The sequence below is a fragment of the Aliiroseovarius salicola genome, assembly GCF_027891095.1.
Lineage (GTDB): Bacteria > Pseudomonadota > Alphaproteobacteria > Rhodobacterales > Rhodobacteraceae > Aliiroseovarius > Aliiroseovarius salicola.
Genome location: NZ_JAQIIO010000013.1, coordinates 29,506 through 45,264, shown reverse-complemented (window position 1 = coordinate 45,264; position 15,759 = coordinate 29,506). Strand labels below are relative to the sequence as shown.

At 56.2% G+C, this 15,759-nt stretch carries 16 protein-coding genes; 10 read left to right on the top strand and 6 right to left on the bottom strand.

Annotation, left to right across the window (positions count from 1 at the left end; all coding sequences use genetic code 11):
- Window positions 1–28 precede the first annotated feature (28 nt).
- From O2N63_RS16360 to O2N63_RS16350, 3 genes are read right to left on the bottom strand one after another with little or no spacing between them, the layout of a single operon-like run.
- Window positions 29–1,375 (bottom strand): MATE family efflux transporter, encoded by a 1,347-nt coding sequence (locus O2N63_RS16360; RefSeq protein ID WP_271055373.1) that lies wholly within the window; start codon window positions 1,373–1,375, stop codon window positions 29–31.
- Window position 1,376: 1 nt separating this feature from the next.
- Window positions 1,377–1,895 carry a PaaI family thioesterase gene (locus O2N63_RS16355; protein WP_271055372.1) on the bottom strand — a complete coding sequence of 173 codons (519 nt, stop codon included), beginning with the start codon at window positions 1,893–1,895 and terminating at the stop codon, window positions 1,377–1,379.
- Window positions 1,892–2,359 carry a PaaI family thioesterase gene (locus tag O2N63_RS16350; RefSeq protein WP_271055371.1) on the bottom strand — a complete coding sequence of 156 codons (468 nt, stop codon included), beginning with the start codon at window positions 2,357–2,359 and terminating at the stop codon, window positions 1,892–1,894. Before O2N63_RS16350 ends, O2N63_RS16355 begins: the two co-directional genes overlap by 4 nt.
- Window positions 2,360–2,468: 109 nt before the next feature.
- On the opposite strand from O2N63_RS16350, the gene O2N63_RS16345 reads away from it, so the two are divergent.
- Both O2N63_RS16345 and O2N63_RS16340 read left to right on the top strand, forming a co-directional pair.
- Window positions 2,469–3,593 (top strand): putative manganese transporter, encoded by a 1,125-nt coding sequence (locus tag O2N63_RS16345; RefSeq protein WP_271055370.1) that lies wholly within the window; start codon window positions 2,469–2,471, stop codon window positions 3,591–3,593.
- 124 nt (window positions 3,594–3,717) lie between these two features.
- Entirely contained in the window at window positions 3,718–4,086 is a 369-nt protein-coding gene (locus tag O2N63_RS16340; RefSeq protein WP_271055369.1) for a MerR family transcriptional regulator, read from the top strand.
- 3 nt (window positions 4,087–4,089) lie between these two features.
- Here the strand turns inward: O2N63_RS16340 and O2N63_RS16335 are convergent, their stop codons facing one another.
- Entirely contained in the window at window positions 4,090–4,416 is a 327-nt protein-coding gene (locus O2N63_RS16335) for a hypothetical protein (RefSeq protein ID WP_271055368.1), read from the bottom strand.
- A gap of 307 nt (window positions 4,417–4,723) precedes the next feature.
- Here O2N63_RS16335 and O2N63_RS16330 point away from each other — a divergent pair, with 307 nt between their 5' ends.
- From O2N63_RS16330 to O2N63_RS16300, 7 genes are all read left to right on the top strand, one after another.
- The gene (locus tag O2N63_RS16330; protein ID WP_271055394.1) at window positions 4,724–5,119 is read left to right on the top strand and encodes a MerR family transcriptional regulator; all 396 of its coding nucleotides are present in this window, start codon (window positions 4,724–4,726) and stop codon (window positions 5,117–5,119) included.
- A gap of 24 nt (window positions 5,120–5,143) precedes the next feature.
- Entirely contained in the window at window positions 5,144–6,919 is a 1,776-nt protein-coding gene (locus O2N63_RS16325; protein ID WP_271055367.1) for an acyl-CoA dehydrogenase C-terminal domain-containing protein, read from the top strand.
- A gap of 22 nt (window positions 6,920–6,941) precedes the next feature.
- Entirely contained in the window at window positions 6,942–7,154 is a 213-nt protein-coding gene (locus O2N63_RS16320; protein ID WP_271055366.1) for a hypothetical protein, read from the top strand.
- Window positions 7,155–7,326: 172 nt separating this feature from the next.
- Window positions 7,327–7,962: a glutathione S-transferase family protein gene (locus O2N63_RS16315; RefSeq protein WP_271055365.1), complete on the top strand. Its 636-nt coding sequence runs from the start codon at window positions 7,327–7,329 to the stop codon at window positions 7,960–7,962.
- Between the two features lie 34 nt (window positions 7,963–7,996).
- Entirely contained in the window at window positions 7,997–9,205 is a 1,209-nt protein-coding gene (locus tag O2N63_RS16310; protein ID WP_271055364.1) for an acetyl-CoA C-acetyltransferase, read from the top strand.
- A 16-nt stretch (window positions 9,206–9,221) separates the two neighbouring features.
- Window positions 9,222–11,426: a 3-hydroxyacyl-CoA dehydrogenase NAD-binding domain-containing protein gene (locus tag O2N63_RS16305; protein WP_271055363.1), complete on the top strand. Its 2,205-nt coding sequence runs from the start codon at window positions 9,222–9,224 to the stop codon at window positions 11,424–11,426.
- A gap of 126 nt (window positions 11,427–11,552) precedes the next feature.
- Complete coding sequence (locus O2N63_RS16300; RefSeq protein WP_271055362.1) at window positions 11,553–12,227, top strand: class I SAM-dependent methyltransferase; 675 nt, start codon at window positions 11,553–11,555, stop codon at window positions 12,225–12,227.
- Window positions 12,228–12,265: 38 nt separating this feature from the next.
- Here O2N63_RS16300 and O2N63_RS16295 read toward each other — a convergent pair whose 3' ends face one another.
- Both O2N63_RS16295 and O2N63_RS16290 read right to left on the bottom strand, forming a co-directional pair.
- Window positions 12,266–12,919 carry a sulfotransferase family 2 domain-containing protein gene (locus tag O2N63_RS16295; RefSeq protein ID WP_271055361.1) on the bottom strand — a complete coding sequence of 218 codons (654 nt, stop codon included), beginning with the start codon at window positions 12,917–12,919 and terminating at the stop codon, window positions 12,266–12,268.
- Between the two features lie 20 nt (window positions 12,920–12,939).
- On the bottom strand, window positions 12,940–13,902 hold the full coding sequence (locus O2N63_RS16290; RefSeq protein WP_271055360.1) for a DMT family transporter: 963 nt from the start codon (window positions 13,900–13,902) through the stop codon (window positions 12,940–12,942).
- 147 nt (window positions 13,903–14,049) lie between these two features.
- Between O2N63_RS16290 and O2N63_RS16285 the strand changes: the two genes are divergently transcribed.
- On the top strand, window positions 14,050–15,678 hold the full coding sequence (locus tag O2N63_RS16285) for a long-chain-fatty-acid--CoA ligase (RefSeq protein ID WP_271055359.1): 1,629 nt from the start codon (window positions 14,050–14,052) through the stop codon (window positions 15,676–15,678).
- Window positions 15,679–15,759: the final 81 nt, after the last annotated feature.

Genomic DNA, 15,759 nt, shown 5'->3' with positions numbered 1-15,759 from the left:
CTGCCCTCTGAAGGCGGTGGCCGCGAGGTCACTCCCCCTTTACCGGCCGCGCAACCGATGCCAATGATCGTTCCAACACCGGATAGCGCCAGGCCAGCGTTGCCCCACGCGCAACAAAGCTGATGAGCAGTGACGCCCATAATCCGTGATTTCCCAGGAGCGGAAAGAGTACGGCCAGCGATAGCGCATAAATCAGCGCCGACAATGCCATCATGTTCCGCATTTCTCCGCTCCGCGTTGCGCCGATAAAAACGCCATCAAGCATCCAGCTAGGCCAGCCAACAATTGGGGCAAATATCATGTAGATCAGGTAGATCTGAGCAAAATCGCGAACATCCTGGGCGGTGGTCATTACGGTGATCACGACAGGTCCTGCCAGCCAAAATACCAGCGCCAACGCGATTGATACCCCAGCTGCCCACTGGCTTGTCCTGATGGTGGCGCGTCGCAGCGCCCCTGCCCGCCGCGCGCCCCAAGCCTGACCAACGATGCTCTCCGCCGCCAGGGCAAACCCGTCCAGCGCATAAGCGGTCACATAGACAAACTGGATTAGCACCTGATTGGCCGCAAGCTCCACATCCGACAGTTTTGCCCCGTAGAACATGAAGCTGATGAAAATCCCCTGCAAAAGCAGGGATCGGATCAGGATATCCGAGTTCACCACGCTCATCCGTTTCAGGATTATGCGATCAAAGATCCGCGCGGGATCAGCCCATCCTGATAGCGAGAACACCTCGCGGCAGAGAAAGAGACCAATACCCAAGCCAAACCACTCGGCGATCAGCGTGGCCAAGGCCACCCCCTCAACACCCCAGCCAAGCCCAAGTACAAACCAGAGGTCGAGCAGGATATTTGTGACATTGGCAACAAGCTGCAACACGAGAACGGCACGAGTGCGTTCCAGCGCAATCAGCCAGCCGGTGATCGCATAGAGCCCAATGGCCGCGGGAGCACCGAATATACGAATGCCGAGATAGCTGCGGGCAAGGTCTTCTACGTCTGCAGATGCGGGCGACATTTGGAACGCGGCCCAGAAAAGAGGGGTTTGCATTGCGATAAGCAACAAACCTGCCAGCAAAGCCAAGACCAACGCTCTGATCAGCATTGCAGCGGTCTCCAGATTGTCGCCAGCCCCAAAGGCTTGAGCAGTCAAACCTGTGGTCCCCATGCGCAAAAAGCCAAAAAACCAGAACAATGCGGAAAGGATGATGGCACCGATTCCGACCGCACCAATCGGCACGGCCTCCCCCAGCTGCCCTACAACTCCGGTGTCAACGACACCCAACAGAGGAACGGTGACATTCGCCAGCGTTATCGGGAGCGCGAATTTCAGGATCCGAGAATGCGTGATCTCGGGCGAAGCACTGGATGTCATGTCAGTCGCGGGACGGCATCAGGAAATGTCCGGTGGCCTGCGCAAAAAGTTTATTCCGATTGTCCTGCCATGCCTCGACATGCACCGACGCATAGCGCCGTCCAGACCGCACTACACGCGCCCGTGCATAGGCGTCACGCGGCAATCCCGACCTTAGGTAGTCAATCGAGAAATCAATAGTTTTCGGAAGACGTGCCAACATCTCGCCCTGCAGTTCTGACTGATCCAAAAGCCCTGCTTCCATATCTGCCCAGATGCTGACCCAGGTCAGTTCAAACACGGCAGCTGTTTCCAGAAAGGCGGCGGTCACACCACCGTGGATAGCTGGCAGCATCGGATTGCCGATCAGTTTTTCGGAAAAGGGCAGGATGGCCGTCAACTCGTCCCCGTGCCGCTCCACTTCAATGCCAAGAAACTTGATATAGGGGACGCCGTCCACCAGAGCAGACAGGGTGCTGTCGCGGCGGTGTTTGACGATTTCGACCGGTTCGGGTTTGACCCGATTACGAGCCCCACTCATGATGCGGCCTCCGATGATTTCCGTTTTGGATTACTATCTGCTGTAAAGGCACCGGTTGCGGTCGCAACCGGACGGTTTTCATCTTCGTCCAGAGCAACGGCGCGCACAAAGGCCACAGACCGCGTCACGTGATAGCAGGTGGCTTTTGCCGTGATCTTCTGCCCCGGTGTCGCCGGACGCATGTAGTCAATCCGCAAATCAATGGTTGCGGTGATTGCCGGAGCGCGGGGATGGCTCATCACGGCAGTTCCACAGCACGTATCCAGCACAGCGGACACGGCCCCGCCGTGGATGACACCGGTGCGCGGATCCCCCACGAAACGTTCGTCATAGGGCATTGAGATCACCGCTTCCCCTTCTCCGATATCCTCAAGCACCATGCCAAGTGCCCGACAATGGGGAATCGCTTCGGTGAACTGACGCGCTAGCTTGGCTTTCTTTTCCGGGGTCAAATCCTTGATCATGCAGCGCTTCCCTTGTCTCTGTGCCATATAGTTATTGGCTCTTGCGTTTTCGGCGGCAAGCCCTTAGTTTTGCTCTTGCGAATTATTCTCAATTGCAGGAATGCCTCACATGGCCACACTTACCGCCCTAAGCACCCCGTTTGGACATCTGCGCCCGAAACGTCTGTTTGTCTTCGCGTCCTTGCTTCTGCTGGCCCTGTTTCCAGGTCATCTGGGGGAATTGACACGTGAGTTGATGACCGATGCTTATGTGCAAGTCTCGGTTTTCGTGGCCGCAACGCTCTTAATCTTTTACGGAGCCGAGCGCCTGTTCCGGTTTAACATCGGAGATGCGCTGTCAAAGGCCAAAGCCGCACAGGTGCCCTTGGCTGCATTATTAGGGGCAACACCCGGTTGTGGTGGCGCCGTTGTGGTGGTTGCGGCCTACAGTTCGGGTCACGTCGGGTTCGGTGCCGTTGTGGCCACGCTAACCGCCACAATGGGAGACGCGGCTTTCCTGCTTCTGGCGACCCGCCCCGATGCAGCGCTTGTGGTGCTGCCCCTGTCTTTCGTGGTGGGGATCCTGTCTGGCTGGCTGGTTGATGCCTTCAACAACGTCGAATTCCGGGACACGACATCCAAATCCTGTGATATTGCTCCGAAAATTGGCAAGATCCGGCCGCAAGATATCGCCTATCTCGTTCTGGCCGTTCCTGGGCTGATCGTTGGTGCCTCTCAGCTTGCACAGGTGGAGATCAACGACCCGTTGGGTATCCCGGTTCTGTGGGTTGCCATGGCCGGCACCTTCCTTGGCCTATTCATCTGGTCCACCTCAATCCTTGAGGCGATGACCCATCCAGAAGATCACCCGATCACGCGCATGGCGGAAGAAACCAGCTTCATTTCGGTTTGGGTGATTGGTGCCTATCTGGCCTATGATTATCTGGTTGCCTTCACTGGTGTGGACGTTGCCATGGTGTTTGAAACCATCGCCCCCCTGCTTCCATTGATTGCCATCGTGATCGGGTTTGTACCGGGCTGTGGTCCGCAAGTTCTTGTCACCACGCTGTACATCAACGGCGCTGTTCCGTTTGCGGCGCTGATGGGCAATGCGATTTCAAATGATGGCGATGCGCTGTTTCCCGCCATTGCGCTTAATCCCAAGGCGGCGGTGATTGCCACGGTTTACTCAGCCATCCCAGCTCTCATTGTGGCTTATGCGTTCTACTTCCTCGCACCCGGCTTCATGAACTGACCCTGCAACACCTGATTTGCTCAGAATTTTGCGCAAAGCGTAGTTCTACCGAATTGCGCCGCAGCGCAGAAAGCTATACCTATTGGGGGAACCGAACCCTAAGGGAAGCGAGCAAGGAAGTGCCATGTCTGACGACCGCCTGACATTTAAAGAGATGTGTGCAAAGTTCGACGTGACCCCACGCACGCTGCGATATTACGAGTATATCGAGCTGCTCGCGCCCGAAAAGGAAGGCCGTTCCCGCTTTTACACGCCCCGAGAAGTCGCGCGTATGACGCTGATTCTTCGTGGGCGGCGATTTGGGTTTTCGCTGGAAGAACTGCGCCAATGGCTGCTGATCTATGATGAGAAAGGCACTGACGCGCAGAATCAGGCGTGGGTCGAACTGGCAGATCGACAGCTCAAAGCGCTGCATGAGCAATATGCCCAATTGGCCGAAACCATCGATGATCTGCAGGATCTGCGTGATGATGTGGCCAAGCTGGTCAAATAAGCGTCACCTTTTTTCGATCTCATCCCTCGAATGGTGTTCCAACTGATCTGCGCTAAGGTGTGTCCTGCGGAATTTTCGGTTCATTGCCACCCCCATGATCAGGATCGTTGCCAGTGAGATCAGGGCAACCACACCTGCAGCCATGGGCAACCACCGCCAGACACCCCAAATCGCCGGAATAGCAAAGGCGATTGGCATCCCGATACACCAACGTATTGCCCACATCATCAACCGTTTTCTTAGAAATCCCTGCATGTGGGTTTGCATGAGTCGAAGCGTTTCACGCTCTTCGTTCAGTTGTTCTATTCCTTCCGACTCATCGCCAAACATGGCAATACTCCTAACCTTCGGGCAGCGTATCCGCTGAAATAGTCACCCTCAATCAGGTCTGTCAATTTGTGCCTCACGCCCCAAATACGTGAGCGGCAGCGCAGAATTTACACGCATAGAGGTTCATATTTCCGAAATGACGTTCCGTTACGGAAAGAAAAGTTGACGCGACGCCAAGGAAAAGTTTGACGTGGCGTTACATTTACGTCAACGTAAACTTATACCGTAAACAGAACCGGTCAGATCAACCGCGGCACTGGACATGCCGCCCAACGGACCGGTGTCAAAAGAGGATCGAATGTTCGACATGACCGATGAACTTATGACCATACGCCAGATGTGTGACGCATTTGATGTCACGGCACGCACCCTTCGCTTTTACGAAGCGAAAGAGCTGCTAGCGCCGATCCGTGACGGGCAAAAACGCCTGTTCACCAAACGCGACCGGGCACGGCTGAAGCTTATCCTGCGCGGCAAACGATTTGGTTTTGCCCTCGAGGAAATCCGTCAACTTCTGGACCTATATGAAATGGGTGACCAGCAGCAGACCCAACTGACCCGCACCTATCAGGTGGGCAGAGGGCATTTGGCGGATCTCAAGAAACAGCGCGCCGAGTTGGACGAAGCCATCGACGATCTGACGGAACAACTTGAATGGGCAGAAAAAGCCATCGCCGATTTTGAAAACGGCTCCGCCCAATAAGCGTAAACAGAGGATCATCACCACATGCCGAGCTATACCGCACCGACAAAGGATATGGGATTTGTGCTGCACGAAGTGCTGAAAGTGCACGAAACCAGCATTCCCGGATATGAAGATCTGGATTCGAGCTTCACCTCTGCCGTGCTGGAAGAGGCCGGCAAGCTGGCCAGCGAAGTGCTGACACCGCTGAACACGGTTGGCGATCAAGAAGGCTGCCGCTTGGAAAATGGTGTCGTTTACACACCCACTGGTTTCAAAGACGCGTTTGAGCAGATGAAAGACGGCGGCTGGCCCGGTCTAGATATGCCAGAAGAGTTTGGTGGGCAGAACATGCCCGTGGTGCTAGGCACAGCCGTGGGCGAGACGTTCTCGGCCGCCAACCAGGCCTTCACCATGTATCAGGGTCTGACCCATGGTGCAGCCTCTGCAATTTTGGCCCACGGTACGGACACACAGAAAGCGACCTATCTGCCCAAGATGGTCAGCTGTGAATGGACCGGCACCATGAACCTGACCGAACCGCATTGCGGCACCGATCTGGGCCTGATGCGCACCAAGGCAGAACCACAGGACGACGGATCTTACAAAGTGTCTGGCCAGAAGATCTTCATCTCCGCCGGTGACCACGACATGTCGGAAAACGTGATCCATCTGGTGCTGGCCAAAATCCCCGGCGGTCCTGAAGGGATCAAGGGCGTGTCGCTGTTCATCGTGCCGAAGTTCAACGTGAACGAGGAAGGCTCGATTGGGTCGCGCAATGGCGTATCCGTGGGCAACATCGAGAAAAAGATGGGCATCCATGGCAACTCGACCTGCGTCATGAACTATGACGAAGCAACAGGTTACCTGCTGGGCGATATGCATAAAGGCATGCGCGCCATGTTCACCATGATGAACGAAGCACGCCTTGGTGTGGCCATGCAGGGTCTCGCACAAGCCGAAGCCGCCTATCAGAACGCGGTGATCTATGCCAAAGACCGTCTGCAGGGTCGCGACGTGACTGGGGTCAAAAACCCCGATGGTCCCGCCGATCCGCTGATCGTGCATCCTGACATCCGCCGTTCCTTGATGGATCAGAAGAGCTTTATCGAAGGCGCGCGTGCGTTCCTTCTCTGGGGCGCCACCTTGATTGACCAAGCCCACCGTGCCGAAGATCAAGAAGCTGACGACCTGATCTCGCTCATGACCCCGGTTCTGAAAGGTTTCCTGACCGATCAGGGGTATGACATGACCGTGCTAGCCCAACAGGTCTATGGTGGTCACGGCTATATCGAAGAACACGGCATGAGCCAGTTCACCCGCGACGCTCGCATCGCCCAGATCTATGAAGGCGCCAACGGTGTTCAGGCGCTGGATCTTGTGGGCCGCAAGCTGGCTGCAGGCGGAGGCAAACCGATCATGGGCTTCTTTGAAATGATCAAGACCTACTGCAAGGAACAGGGTGAAGATGAGGCGATGAAAGACTTCATCGATCCGCTCAAGGACGCCTCAAAACACCTGCAGGCGGCTGCGATGTATTTCATGCAATCCGCAGGTAAAAACCCAAATAATGCACTGGCAGGAAGCTATGATTTCATGCATCTCTTCGGCCATGTCTGCCTTGGGTTTGTCTGGGCCAAATCCGCCCGCGCAGCGCTTGACGCATTGGCCAATGGAACCTCTGACGCCACGTTTTACGAGACCAAGCTGACCACCGCCCGCTATTATATGGCACGACGCCTGCCCGCCACAGCAATGCATCTGGCGCGGGTCGAAAGCGGCTCGGCCACTGTTATGGGGCTGGACGCAGACCAGTTCTAAACATCTGAGAAAGAGGAAATAAATGCCAAAGCGTTTCAAACTGACCCGCCGCTTCCCTTGTGCCATGACCGAGGACGGCTATCGTCGATTGAAACGCTTTGCGCAGGAAGCAGGGCTTGATGAAGGTGAAGCCCTATCCTTTCTCTTTGAGCATTTCGACAGTGTGACAAACAAAGAAAACCTCACAGCACGTCTGCGCCTTTTCAACTCCGAACTGGATGCGCGCAAACGCTAAACACTCCGTCAGTGGAACGATCAGGAGCCTCCGGCGGGGATACTTGAAGTCAGAAGAAGACACCCACCCTCATCTTCTGACCAGAAATATCCCGGGGGTCCGGGGGCAGCGCCCCCGGCTTCCGAAGGCAGACTGAAACAACACACCGAAAGATCACAACGGGGAGAACGTGATGACCATCAAACTCTACTGCTTCGGTGAAAGCGGCAACGCCTATAAAGCGGCATTGACGCTGGAACTGTCCGGTCTTGCTTGGGAACCGGTCTTTGTCGACTTCTTTAACGGCGAAACCCGCACCCCGGAATACCGCGAGATCAATCCGATGGGGGAGGTTCCGGTGATGGTTGACGGGGATGTGATCCTGTCACAATCCGGCGCCATTCAGGATTATGTGTCGTCGAAGTCGGGCAAACTGGGAGGCGGATCTGCTGCTGAACGGCGCGAGATTTTGCGGTGGCAGTTCTGGGACAATCACAAGATGTCCTCGGTCGCTGGCACAACCCGCTTCCTGAACAACTTCATCCCTGAAGAGAACCGCCCGCAAGAGGTGATCAAATTCAACATGGCACGCTTGAAATCCGCGTTCAAAACGCTGGAAAGCGAACTTTCCAATCGTGACTGGTTGGTGGGCGATGCGCTCACCGTCGCTGACCTCTCTTGCTGCGGCTACCTCTTTTACCCTGAACCCTTCGGCTTTGACCGCGCCGAATGGCCCGCAATCGACGCCTGGTTGACCCGCATATCGGAGACACCCGGTTGGAAACACCCCTATGACCTGATGCCCGGCAGCCCCGCTGATCGAGCTTAAAGGCCTGGGGCTAAGATCCCGAAAGGAAACAACAATGACCGACGCCTATATCTATGACGCCGTGCGCAGCCCGCGCGGAAAAGGCAAAAAGGACGGCACCCTGCACGAAGTGACAGCCGCCCGCCTGTCTGCTGAAACGCTGAACGAGTTGAAGCGCCGCAATAATCTTGAAGGCCATGTGGTCGAGGACGTGATCTGGGGCAATGTAACCCAGGTTGGCGAACAAGGTGCCTGTCTGGCACGATCTGCCGTGCTTTATTCGGACCTCGACGAACGCATTCCCGGTGTGTCGATCAACCGCTTCTGCGCCTCGGGTCTGGAAGCCGTGAACATGGCCGCAAACCAAGTGCGCGGCGGGGCCGGAGACGCTTACATCGCCGGTGGTGTCGAGAGCATGAGCCGTGTGCCGATGGGGTCCGATGGCGGAGCGATTGCAGCCGACCCGTTCCTGGCGGCCAAGACCTATTTCGTTCCGCAGGGCATCTCGGCTGACATTATTGCCACTGAATACGGGTTCTCACGTGATGACTGTGACGCCTATGCGGTGGAAAGCCAGAAACGCGCCGCCGCTGCCCGTGCGGCGGGTCGCTTTGAAAAATCCGTCTACACGCTGCGTGACCAGAACGGTCTTGCGATCATGTCAGAAGACGAGATGATCCGCGAGACCAACATGCAGACGCTGGGCGGTCTGAACCCGTCTTTTGCGATGATGGGGGAACAGATGCCGGGGTTCGATGCCGTGGCGCTTCTGAAATACCCGCATCTGGAAAAGATCAACCACGTGCACCACGCAGGCAACTCGTCCGGCATCGCCGATGGGTCTGCGGCCGTGCTGATCGGGAACAAGGAATTTGGTGAACGCCATGGCATCAAGCCCCGCGCCCGCATCAAAGCCACGTCCAAGGTTGGCACCGACCCGACCATCATGCTGACTGGACCGGTTCCGGCCACGGAACGCGTGCTGGCGGCGGCGGGCATGGGCATTGGCGACATTGACCTTTTCGAGGTGAACGAAGCTTTTGCATCGGTTGTCTTGCGCTTCCTGCAAGCTTTCAACGCCGATCATGACAAGGTGAACGTGAACGGGGGTGCCATCGCCATGGGCCACCCGCTGGGCGCCACCGGCGCAATGATCCTTGGGGCGTTGCTTGACGAGATGGAACGGTCAGATCGCGAAACCGGTCTTGCCACACTCTGCATCGGTTCCGGCATGGGTGCCGCTACCATTCTCGAACGCGTATAAGAAGGGACGTTATATAATGGCTGATTTCAACTATTCCGTTGACGCCGATGGCGTCGCTACCATTTCCTGGGATGTGCCAGGCAAATCGATGAATGTGCTGTCTTATGCAGCGCTTGAAGAGCTGAACGGGCATATCGACACCGTTCTGGCCGATGAGGCCGTGAAAGGCGCGATCATCACTTCGGGCAAAAAGGATTTTGCCGGGGGGATGGACCTGAATGTTATCGCCCAGATGAAAGAAGACGCGGGTGACGATCCGGCCAAAGGGCTGTTTGACGGCATCATGCAGATGCACGGCGTGCTGCGCAAAATCGAGCGCGCCGGCATGGACGTCAAGACCAACAAAGGCGGCAAACCGATTGTCGCGGCCCTGCCTGGCATTGCGCTTGGCATCGGTCTGGAAATCCCGCTCGCCTGCCACCGCATCATCGCTGCCGACAACCCAAAGGCCAAAATCGGCCTGCCCGAGATCCTCGTGGGGATCTTCCCTGGCGCAGGTGGGACCACACGTCTCGTACGCAAGATGGGTGCAATGGCGGCGGCCCCCTTCCTTTTGGAAGGCAAGACCGTAGCCCCGGCGAAAGCAAAATCCGCTGGGCTGATCGACGAAGTGGTCGCTCCGGAAGAGCTTCAGGCTCGTGCCAAGGAATGGGTTCTGAACGCCAAGGATGCTGACATCGTCAAGCCATGGGATGCCAAGGGCTACAAAATGCCCGGCGGCGCCCCTTATCACCCCGCAGGGTTCCAGACCTATGTTGGCGCGGCTGCGATGATTCACGGCAAAACCGCGGGCGTCTATCCCGCGGCCAAGGCGCTGCTCTCTGCCGCTTACGAAGGCGCAATGGTGCCCTTTGACGACGCGCTGCGGGTGGAATGCCGCTGGTTCGTGAACGTGCTGATGCACCCGTCCTCTTCGGCCATGATCCGCTCGCTTTTCATAAATAAACAAGCGCTGGAAAAAGGTGCAGTGCGTCCGAAAGACGTGGCCGATCAGTCGGTGAAAAAGGTTGGCGTTCTGGGCGCAGGCATGATGGGTGCAGGCATTGCGCTGGTATCAGCCATGGCTGGTATGGAAGTGGTGCTGATCGACCAGAACCAAGAGGCTGCCGATCGCGGCAAATCCTATTCCGAGACTTATCTGGACAAGGGGATTGCCCGCAAGAAAGCGACACCTGAAAAGAAAGAGGCCGTACTGGGCGCAATCACCGCAACCACCGACCTCGAAGCGCTGAAGGGTGCCGATCTGATCATCGAAGCCGTTTTTGAAGACGTGGGTGTGAAAGCCGAGATGACCAAGAAGGTCGAAGCCGTTGTGGGCGAGGATTGCATCTTTGCCACCAACACCTCGACCCTGCCGATCACCGAACTGGCCAAAGCGTCAGAACGCCCGGATGGGTTCATTGGTATCCACTTCTTCTCGCCGGTCGAGAAGATGATGCTGGTGGAAATCATCAAGGGTAAAGAGACCGGAGACCGGGCCGTGGCCAAAGCGCTCGATTACGTGCGCCAGATCCGCAAGACGCCGATTGTGGTCAATGACGCGCGGTTCTTCTACTGCAACCGCTGCATCATCCCTTATATCAACGAAGGCATCCGTATGGTGGGTGAAGGGGTTTCCCCTGCCCTTGTTGAAGGGGCTGCACGTCTTCTGGGCTTCCCGGTGGGTCCGCTGCAACTGGTAGATGAGACCTCGGTTGAACTGGGTGTGAAGATCGCAAAGGCCACAAAGGCGGCCATGGGTGATGCCTATCCGGACGGTGCCGTGGATGACATCATCTTCTGGATGGCTGATGAGGGCCGCATGGGCCGCAAAGCCAACGCTGGTTTCTACGACTACGACGCGAAAGGCAAGCGTGCGGGGCTATGGGCTGGTCTAGGTGAAAAATTCGCGGTTGCGGATGAGCAGCCCGATGTGACCGAGGTCAAGCATCGCCTGATGATGTCGCAAGTGCTGGAAGCCGTGCGCGCGCTGGAAGAAGGCGTTCTGGAAGACATCCGAGAAGGTGACGTTGGCGCAATCCTCGCCTGGGGCTTTGCCCCATGGTCAGGTGGTCCGTTCAGCTGGCTGGATATGCTCGGCGCGCCTTATGCTGCCGAGGTATGTGATCAGCTCACCGAGAAATTCGGCCCGCGCTTTTCCACCCCTGCGCTGCTGCGCGAGATGGCAGAAGAGGGCGAAGGGTTCTACGAGCGGTTTGATGAAAGTGCAGACGCCGCCTGATTCAGATAAAACATGCGTCGGCCCGGAGTATTCGGGCCGACGATATCCCTCTTGGGGATGCAGCAGAACGAAAAACAAACTGTGCTATGATCTTGTGAAGCGCCTATCGCGCTAAAAGGAAGATACATGGCGCATATCGAACACCTCAAAACACTCTGCCCTCTTTCCAACCGGTATGTCGTCGACATCGGCGCAGGTGACGGAATATTCTCAAAACAACTTCACGCCGAAGGGGCGGTGGTGACCGCGGTAGAGATCGACGCAGTCAAAGTCGCGCGTGCACAGTCTGGTTTGCCGGTAGATGTCGACGTCATACTGGGAACAGCCGAAAACTTGCCGCTGGAAACTGATACGCAAGACCTCGCCTGTTTTTTCTTCTCCTTTCACCACGTTCCGATCGAGCTTCAGGATGCGGCTTTTAACGAAGCCCATCGCGTTCTGCGCCCGACAGGCAGGCTGCATATTGTCGAACCATTCCCTTTTGGTTCAATGTTCGATGTCGTTCGATTTGTCGAAGATGAAACCTTTGTGCGCACCCATTCACATGAACTCTTGAACCGGTTGGGCGAAGGTGGAAGGTTTGGTCTTTTGTCAAAAAATGACTACGTCCTGACCCGTGAATATCCGAGCTTTGACAGTTTTCTGGACAAAATCGTTCGACCGGATCCCGACCGTCAAGCTGCCTTCGAACATGTTGCGACCGAGATGGAAGAGGCCTTTGACCAAGCCATTGACGACAGCGATCAACGGCGCGTGTTGCATCAACCTTGTGCCGCCTATCATTTTGCAGTGAAACCCTGAGACAGATGCTGGCGGTGGCATTGAATCTGCCGAATTGTTCAGCCATTGAACTGGTATCCAAACCGACGAATATCTTCCCTACAACAATTCGCCACGATCTCCGCCAGTTCATCCGTATAAAACCGGCGATAATCGACCTCTCGATCAGATCGGTTTTCATGTGGAAGTGGTCGCAGGGAAAATCCAAGATGTGTCTCAAGCGCGGGTAAATCTTCGTCGACATGTTCCAACCGAACAAAGAGATCCGCCAGTTCGCGCCCCTTCCCGTCTGTCACATAACTCGCATAGGGAGTCGCCCGAAAACTGGCCTGTGTTGCAGGGGCACGCAAGAAATCGGCAAAAGCAGATGACTTGGCCAATGTCACCGCCGGGTGGTCAAAGCTCTGCTCCCTTAACCAGTGATAATAGCTTACCATCCTGTCCCATGGGTTGCGCACCAGCATGAACACAAAATAGTCCCGCATCTGATCCGGTGTCACCGGACCTTCAACATTCCGCAAGGTCGAGTGTTTCCACAAACGCCCAGCCGCCTGCACATCCTTCAACCGCCTGCGCCGCTTCGTCGCCTTAGGTGTATCCCCCAGCATCAGGTCGTCTTTCATCGCCCGCGCTTCAAGCGCCAATGCTAGCGACGTGCCCCCGGTTTTCGGTGCGTGAACAAAGATATAGCGGCGGCCATGCGAAATGATCATGACTGCACCCTAGCCCGTTTTCATGCCCCGCGCGAGCGCAGAGAAATCACGATGCCTGACAGGATGATGAACCCCATGCCGATCACGCTCATCGGGGTCACGCTCTGGTCGAAAAGCAGATAGCTCCATCCCGCTGCGAAGACCAAAAGGGAGTATTCGTAGATGGCAACTTGAGCTGCATCACCCAATAGGTACCCCTTAAACACCAGCCCCACTGCAATCATTGATCCCACCGCCTGTAGGATGGTCAATCCAATGGACAGCCCCCCCATTTCGCCAAACCCACGCAGGATGAACCCATCAGGCCCTGCGGGAACATCGTGTGGCCAGAGGGTCAAGAAAGTTGCCCCTAGCAAACCGAACACCCCGAGGGAGATAAAAAAGAAGAGCAGCATCGACATGGCGCTTTCTCCCACACACCACTGCCGCGTGGCAATGGCTCCGCAGGCATAGAAAAACCCGGCGATCATTGGCACCAGCGCCAAGGTGTTCAGTCCGCCTTCGAAGGGGCGCAGCACCAATAGAACGCCGACGAAACCGATCGCTGCCGCCACCAGACGGGTGGGACCGACCTTCTGCTTCAGAAACACTGCTGATAACAGCATGACCCAGATCGGGGCCGTGAACAGACCCGCCGCGACCTGCCCGAGCGGCAAAAATGCCAGGCAGCCGAAATAAACCAGCATTGCTATTGCGGTCATTCCGCCTCGCAGAGCGACAGCCCAGCGCCGTTTCGGCGTGATATTGATAAACCCAAACCGTGCCATCCCCACCATCAGCGACACGGCTATACAGGCACGAATGAAGTGGAACTGCCAAAGCCCTGTATCTCTCGCGATCACCGACACTGAATTGTCCAACCCGCCAAGAATGAACATCGCCAAAATGATCACCCCCGCCGCCATGGCCGGGCGATCATGGGCTTCACTATGTTCCGACGCCACGTCGCCCAAAGGAATCGGTGGAGAGGCATCTGCAGGCATGATGATTTCCAATCAAAAGTCGGTTTTGGACCAGACAATAGGTTTTCTGTCATTGACCAGAACCAGTGGGATCTGGTCTGCTCGAAAAACGACATTCTGGCGGGAAAGACCAGAAAAACCGGACACCGACTTAACAGGGAGAACGCGATGGGCTGGATGGCAGATGAAACAGGGCTGGAAAAGAACGCGGCAAATTTTGTGCCGCTTACACCGTTGTCTCATCTCAGACGTGCCGCCAAGGTGTTTCCAAACCGAGAAGCCCTGATTTATGGCCCGACACGGCTGACCTATAAAGACTACTACACGCGCGTCACTCGGCTTGCCTCGTCCCTTGCAACACGCGGGGTCAAACCCGGCGATGTGGTTGCCACACTCCTGCCAAACACCCTGCCCCATGTCGAAGCCTCCTTTGGCATTCCGGCCTGCGGAGCGGTGCTCAATACAATCAACATCCGCCTTGATGTGGATACGGTCGCCTACATCTTTGCCCATGGCGAAGCAAAGGCGGTGCTGGTGGACCCACAATTCCTGCCACTGGCGGAAAAGGCGATCGCATTGTTGGATGGTGACCCGCCTGAAATCATCGAGGTGGCCGACGCGCGTGCAGGCCATCCGGCTTCGGGAAAATATCTGGAATACGAAGATCTGCTTGCCTCTGGTGATCCTGAATTCGCCTGGGTCATGCCGGAAGACGAGTGGGAGAGCCTTGCGCTCAATTACACGTCGGGCACGACGGGGCGCCCGAAAGGTGTGGTCTATCACCATCGCGGGGCCTATCTCATGACCATGGGCACGCCGGTCAGCTGGAACATGGGGCTTTATCCGCGCTACCTGACCATCGTGCCGCTGTTTCACTGTAACAACTGGAACCACAGTTGGATGATGCCTGCACTTGGCGGGACAATCGTTTGCTGCCGAGACGTAACCCCCAAGGCGATTTACGATGCGATTGCTGATGAGGGCGTGACCCATTTTGGTGGGGCACCCATTGTGCTCAATATGATCGTGAATGCGCGTGACGAAGATCGCAAATCCTTCGACCATATCGTCGAGGTCTTCACCGCAGGCGCACCGCCCCCCGCAGCCACACTGGCTGCGGTAGAACCGCTTGGGTTCAACGTCACGCAAGTCTATGGCCTGACGGAAACTTATGGCCATGTGACCGAATGTCTGTGGAACGGCCCGGAATGGGATGGGAAGCCCCAGGATGAACGCGCAGCACTCAAGGCCCGGACAGGAGTGCCCTTTCCGCAGATGGAAGACATCACCGTTATGGATGACAACATGGCGCAGATCCCGATGGACGGCGAAGCCACAGGCGAGATCATGATCCGGGGCAATTCGGTCATGAAGGGCTATCTCAAGAACCCGGACGCCACGGCTGAAGCGTTTCAGGGCGGTTATTTCCATTCCGGCGACATCGCCCACCAAACCCCGGACGGCTATATCAAGATCACCGATCGCGCCAAGGATATCATTATCTCTGGTGGTGAGAATGTGAGTTCCGTCGAGGTTGAAGGTGTGTTGATGCACCATCCAGCCGTTAATCTGTGCGCGGTGGTCGCCAAGCCGGATGACAAATGGGGCGAGGTGCCCTGTGCTTTTGTCGAACTAAAGGAAGGAATGGAAGCAAGTGAGGCAGAGCTGATCGCCTTCGCACGTGAACACCTGGCTGGTTTCAAGACGCCAAAAGCCGTGGAATTTGGAGAACTGCCAAAGACCTCCACCGGAAAAATTCAGAAATTCCAACTCCGCAAGCAGGTCAAACAGCCCTAAAGCCGTGCGAAACTAGAAAACTAGAAAACTAGAAAACTAGAAAACTAGAAAACTAGAAAACTAGAAAACTAGAAAACTAGA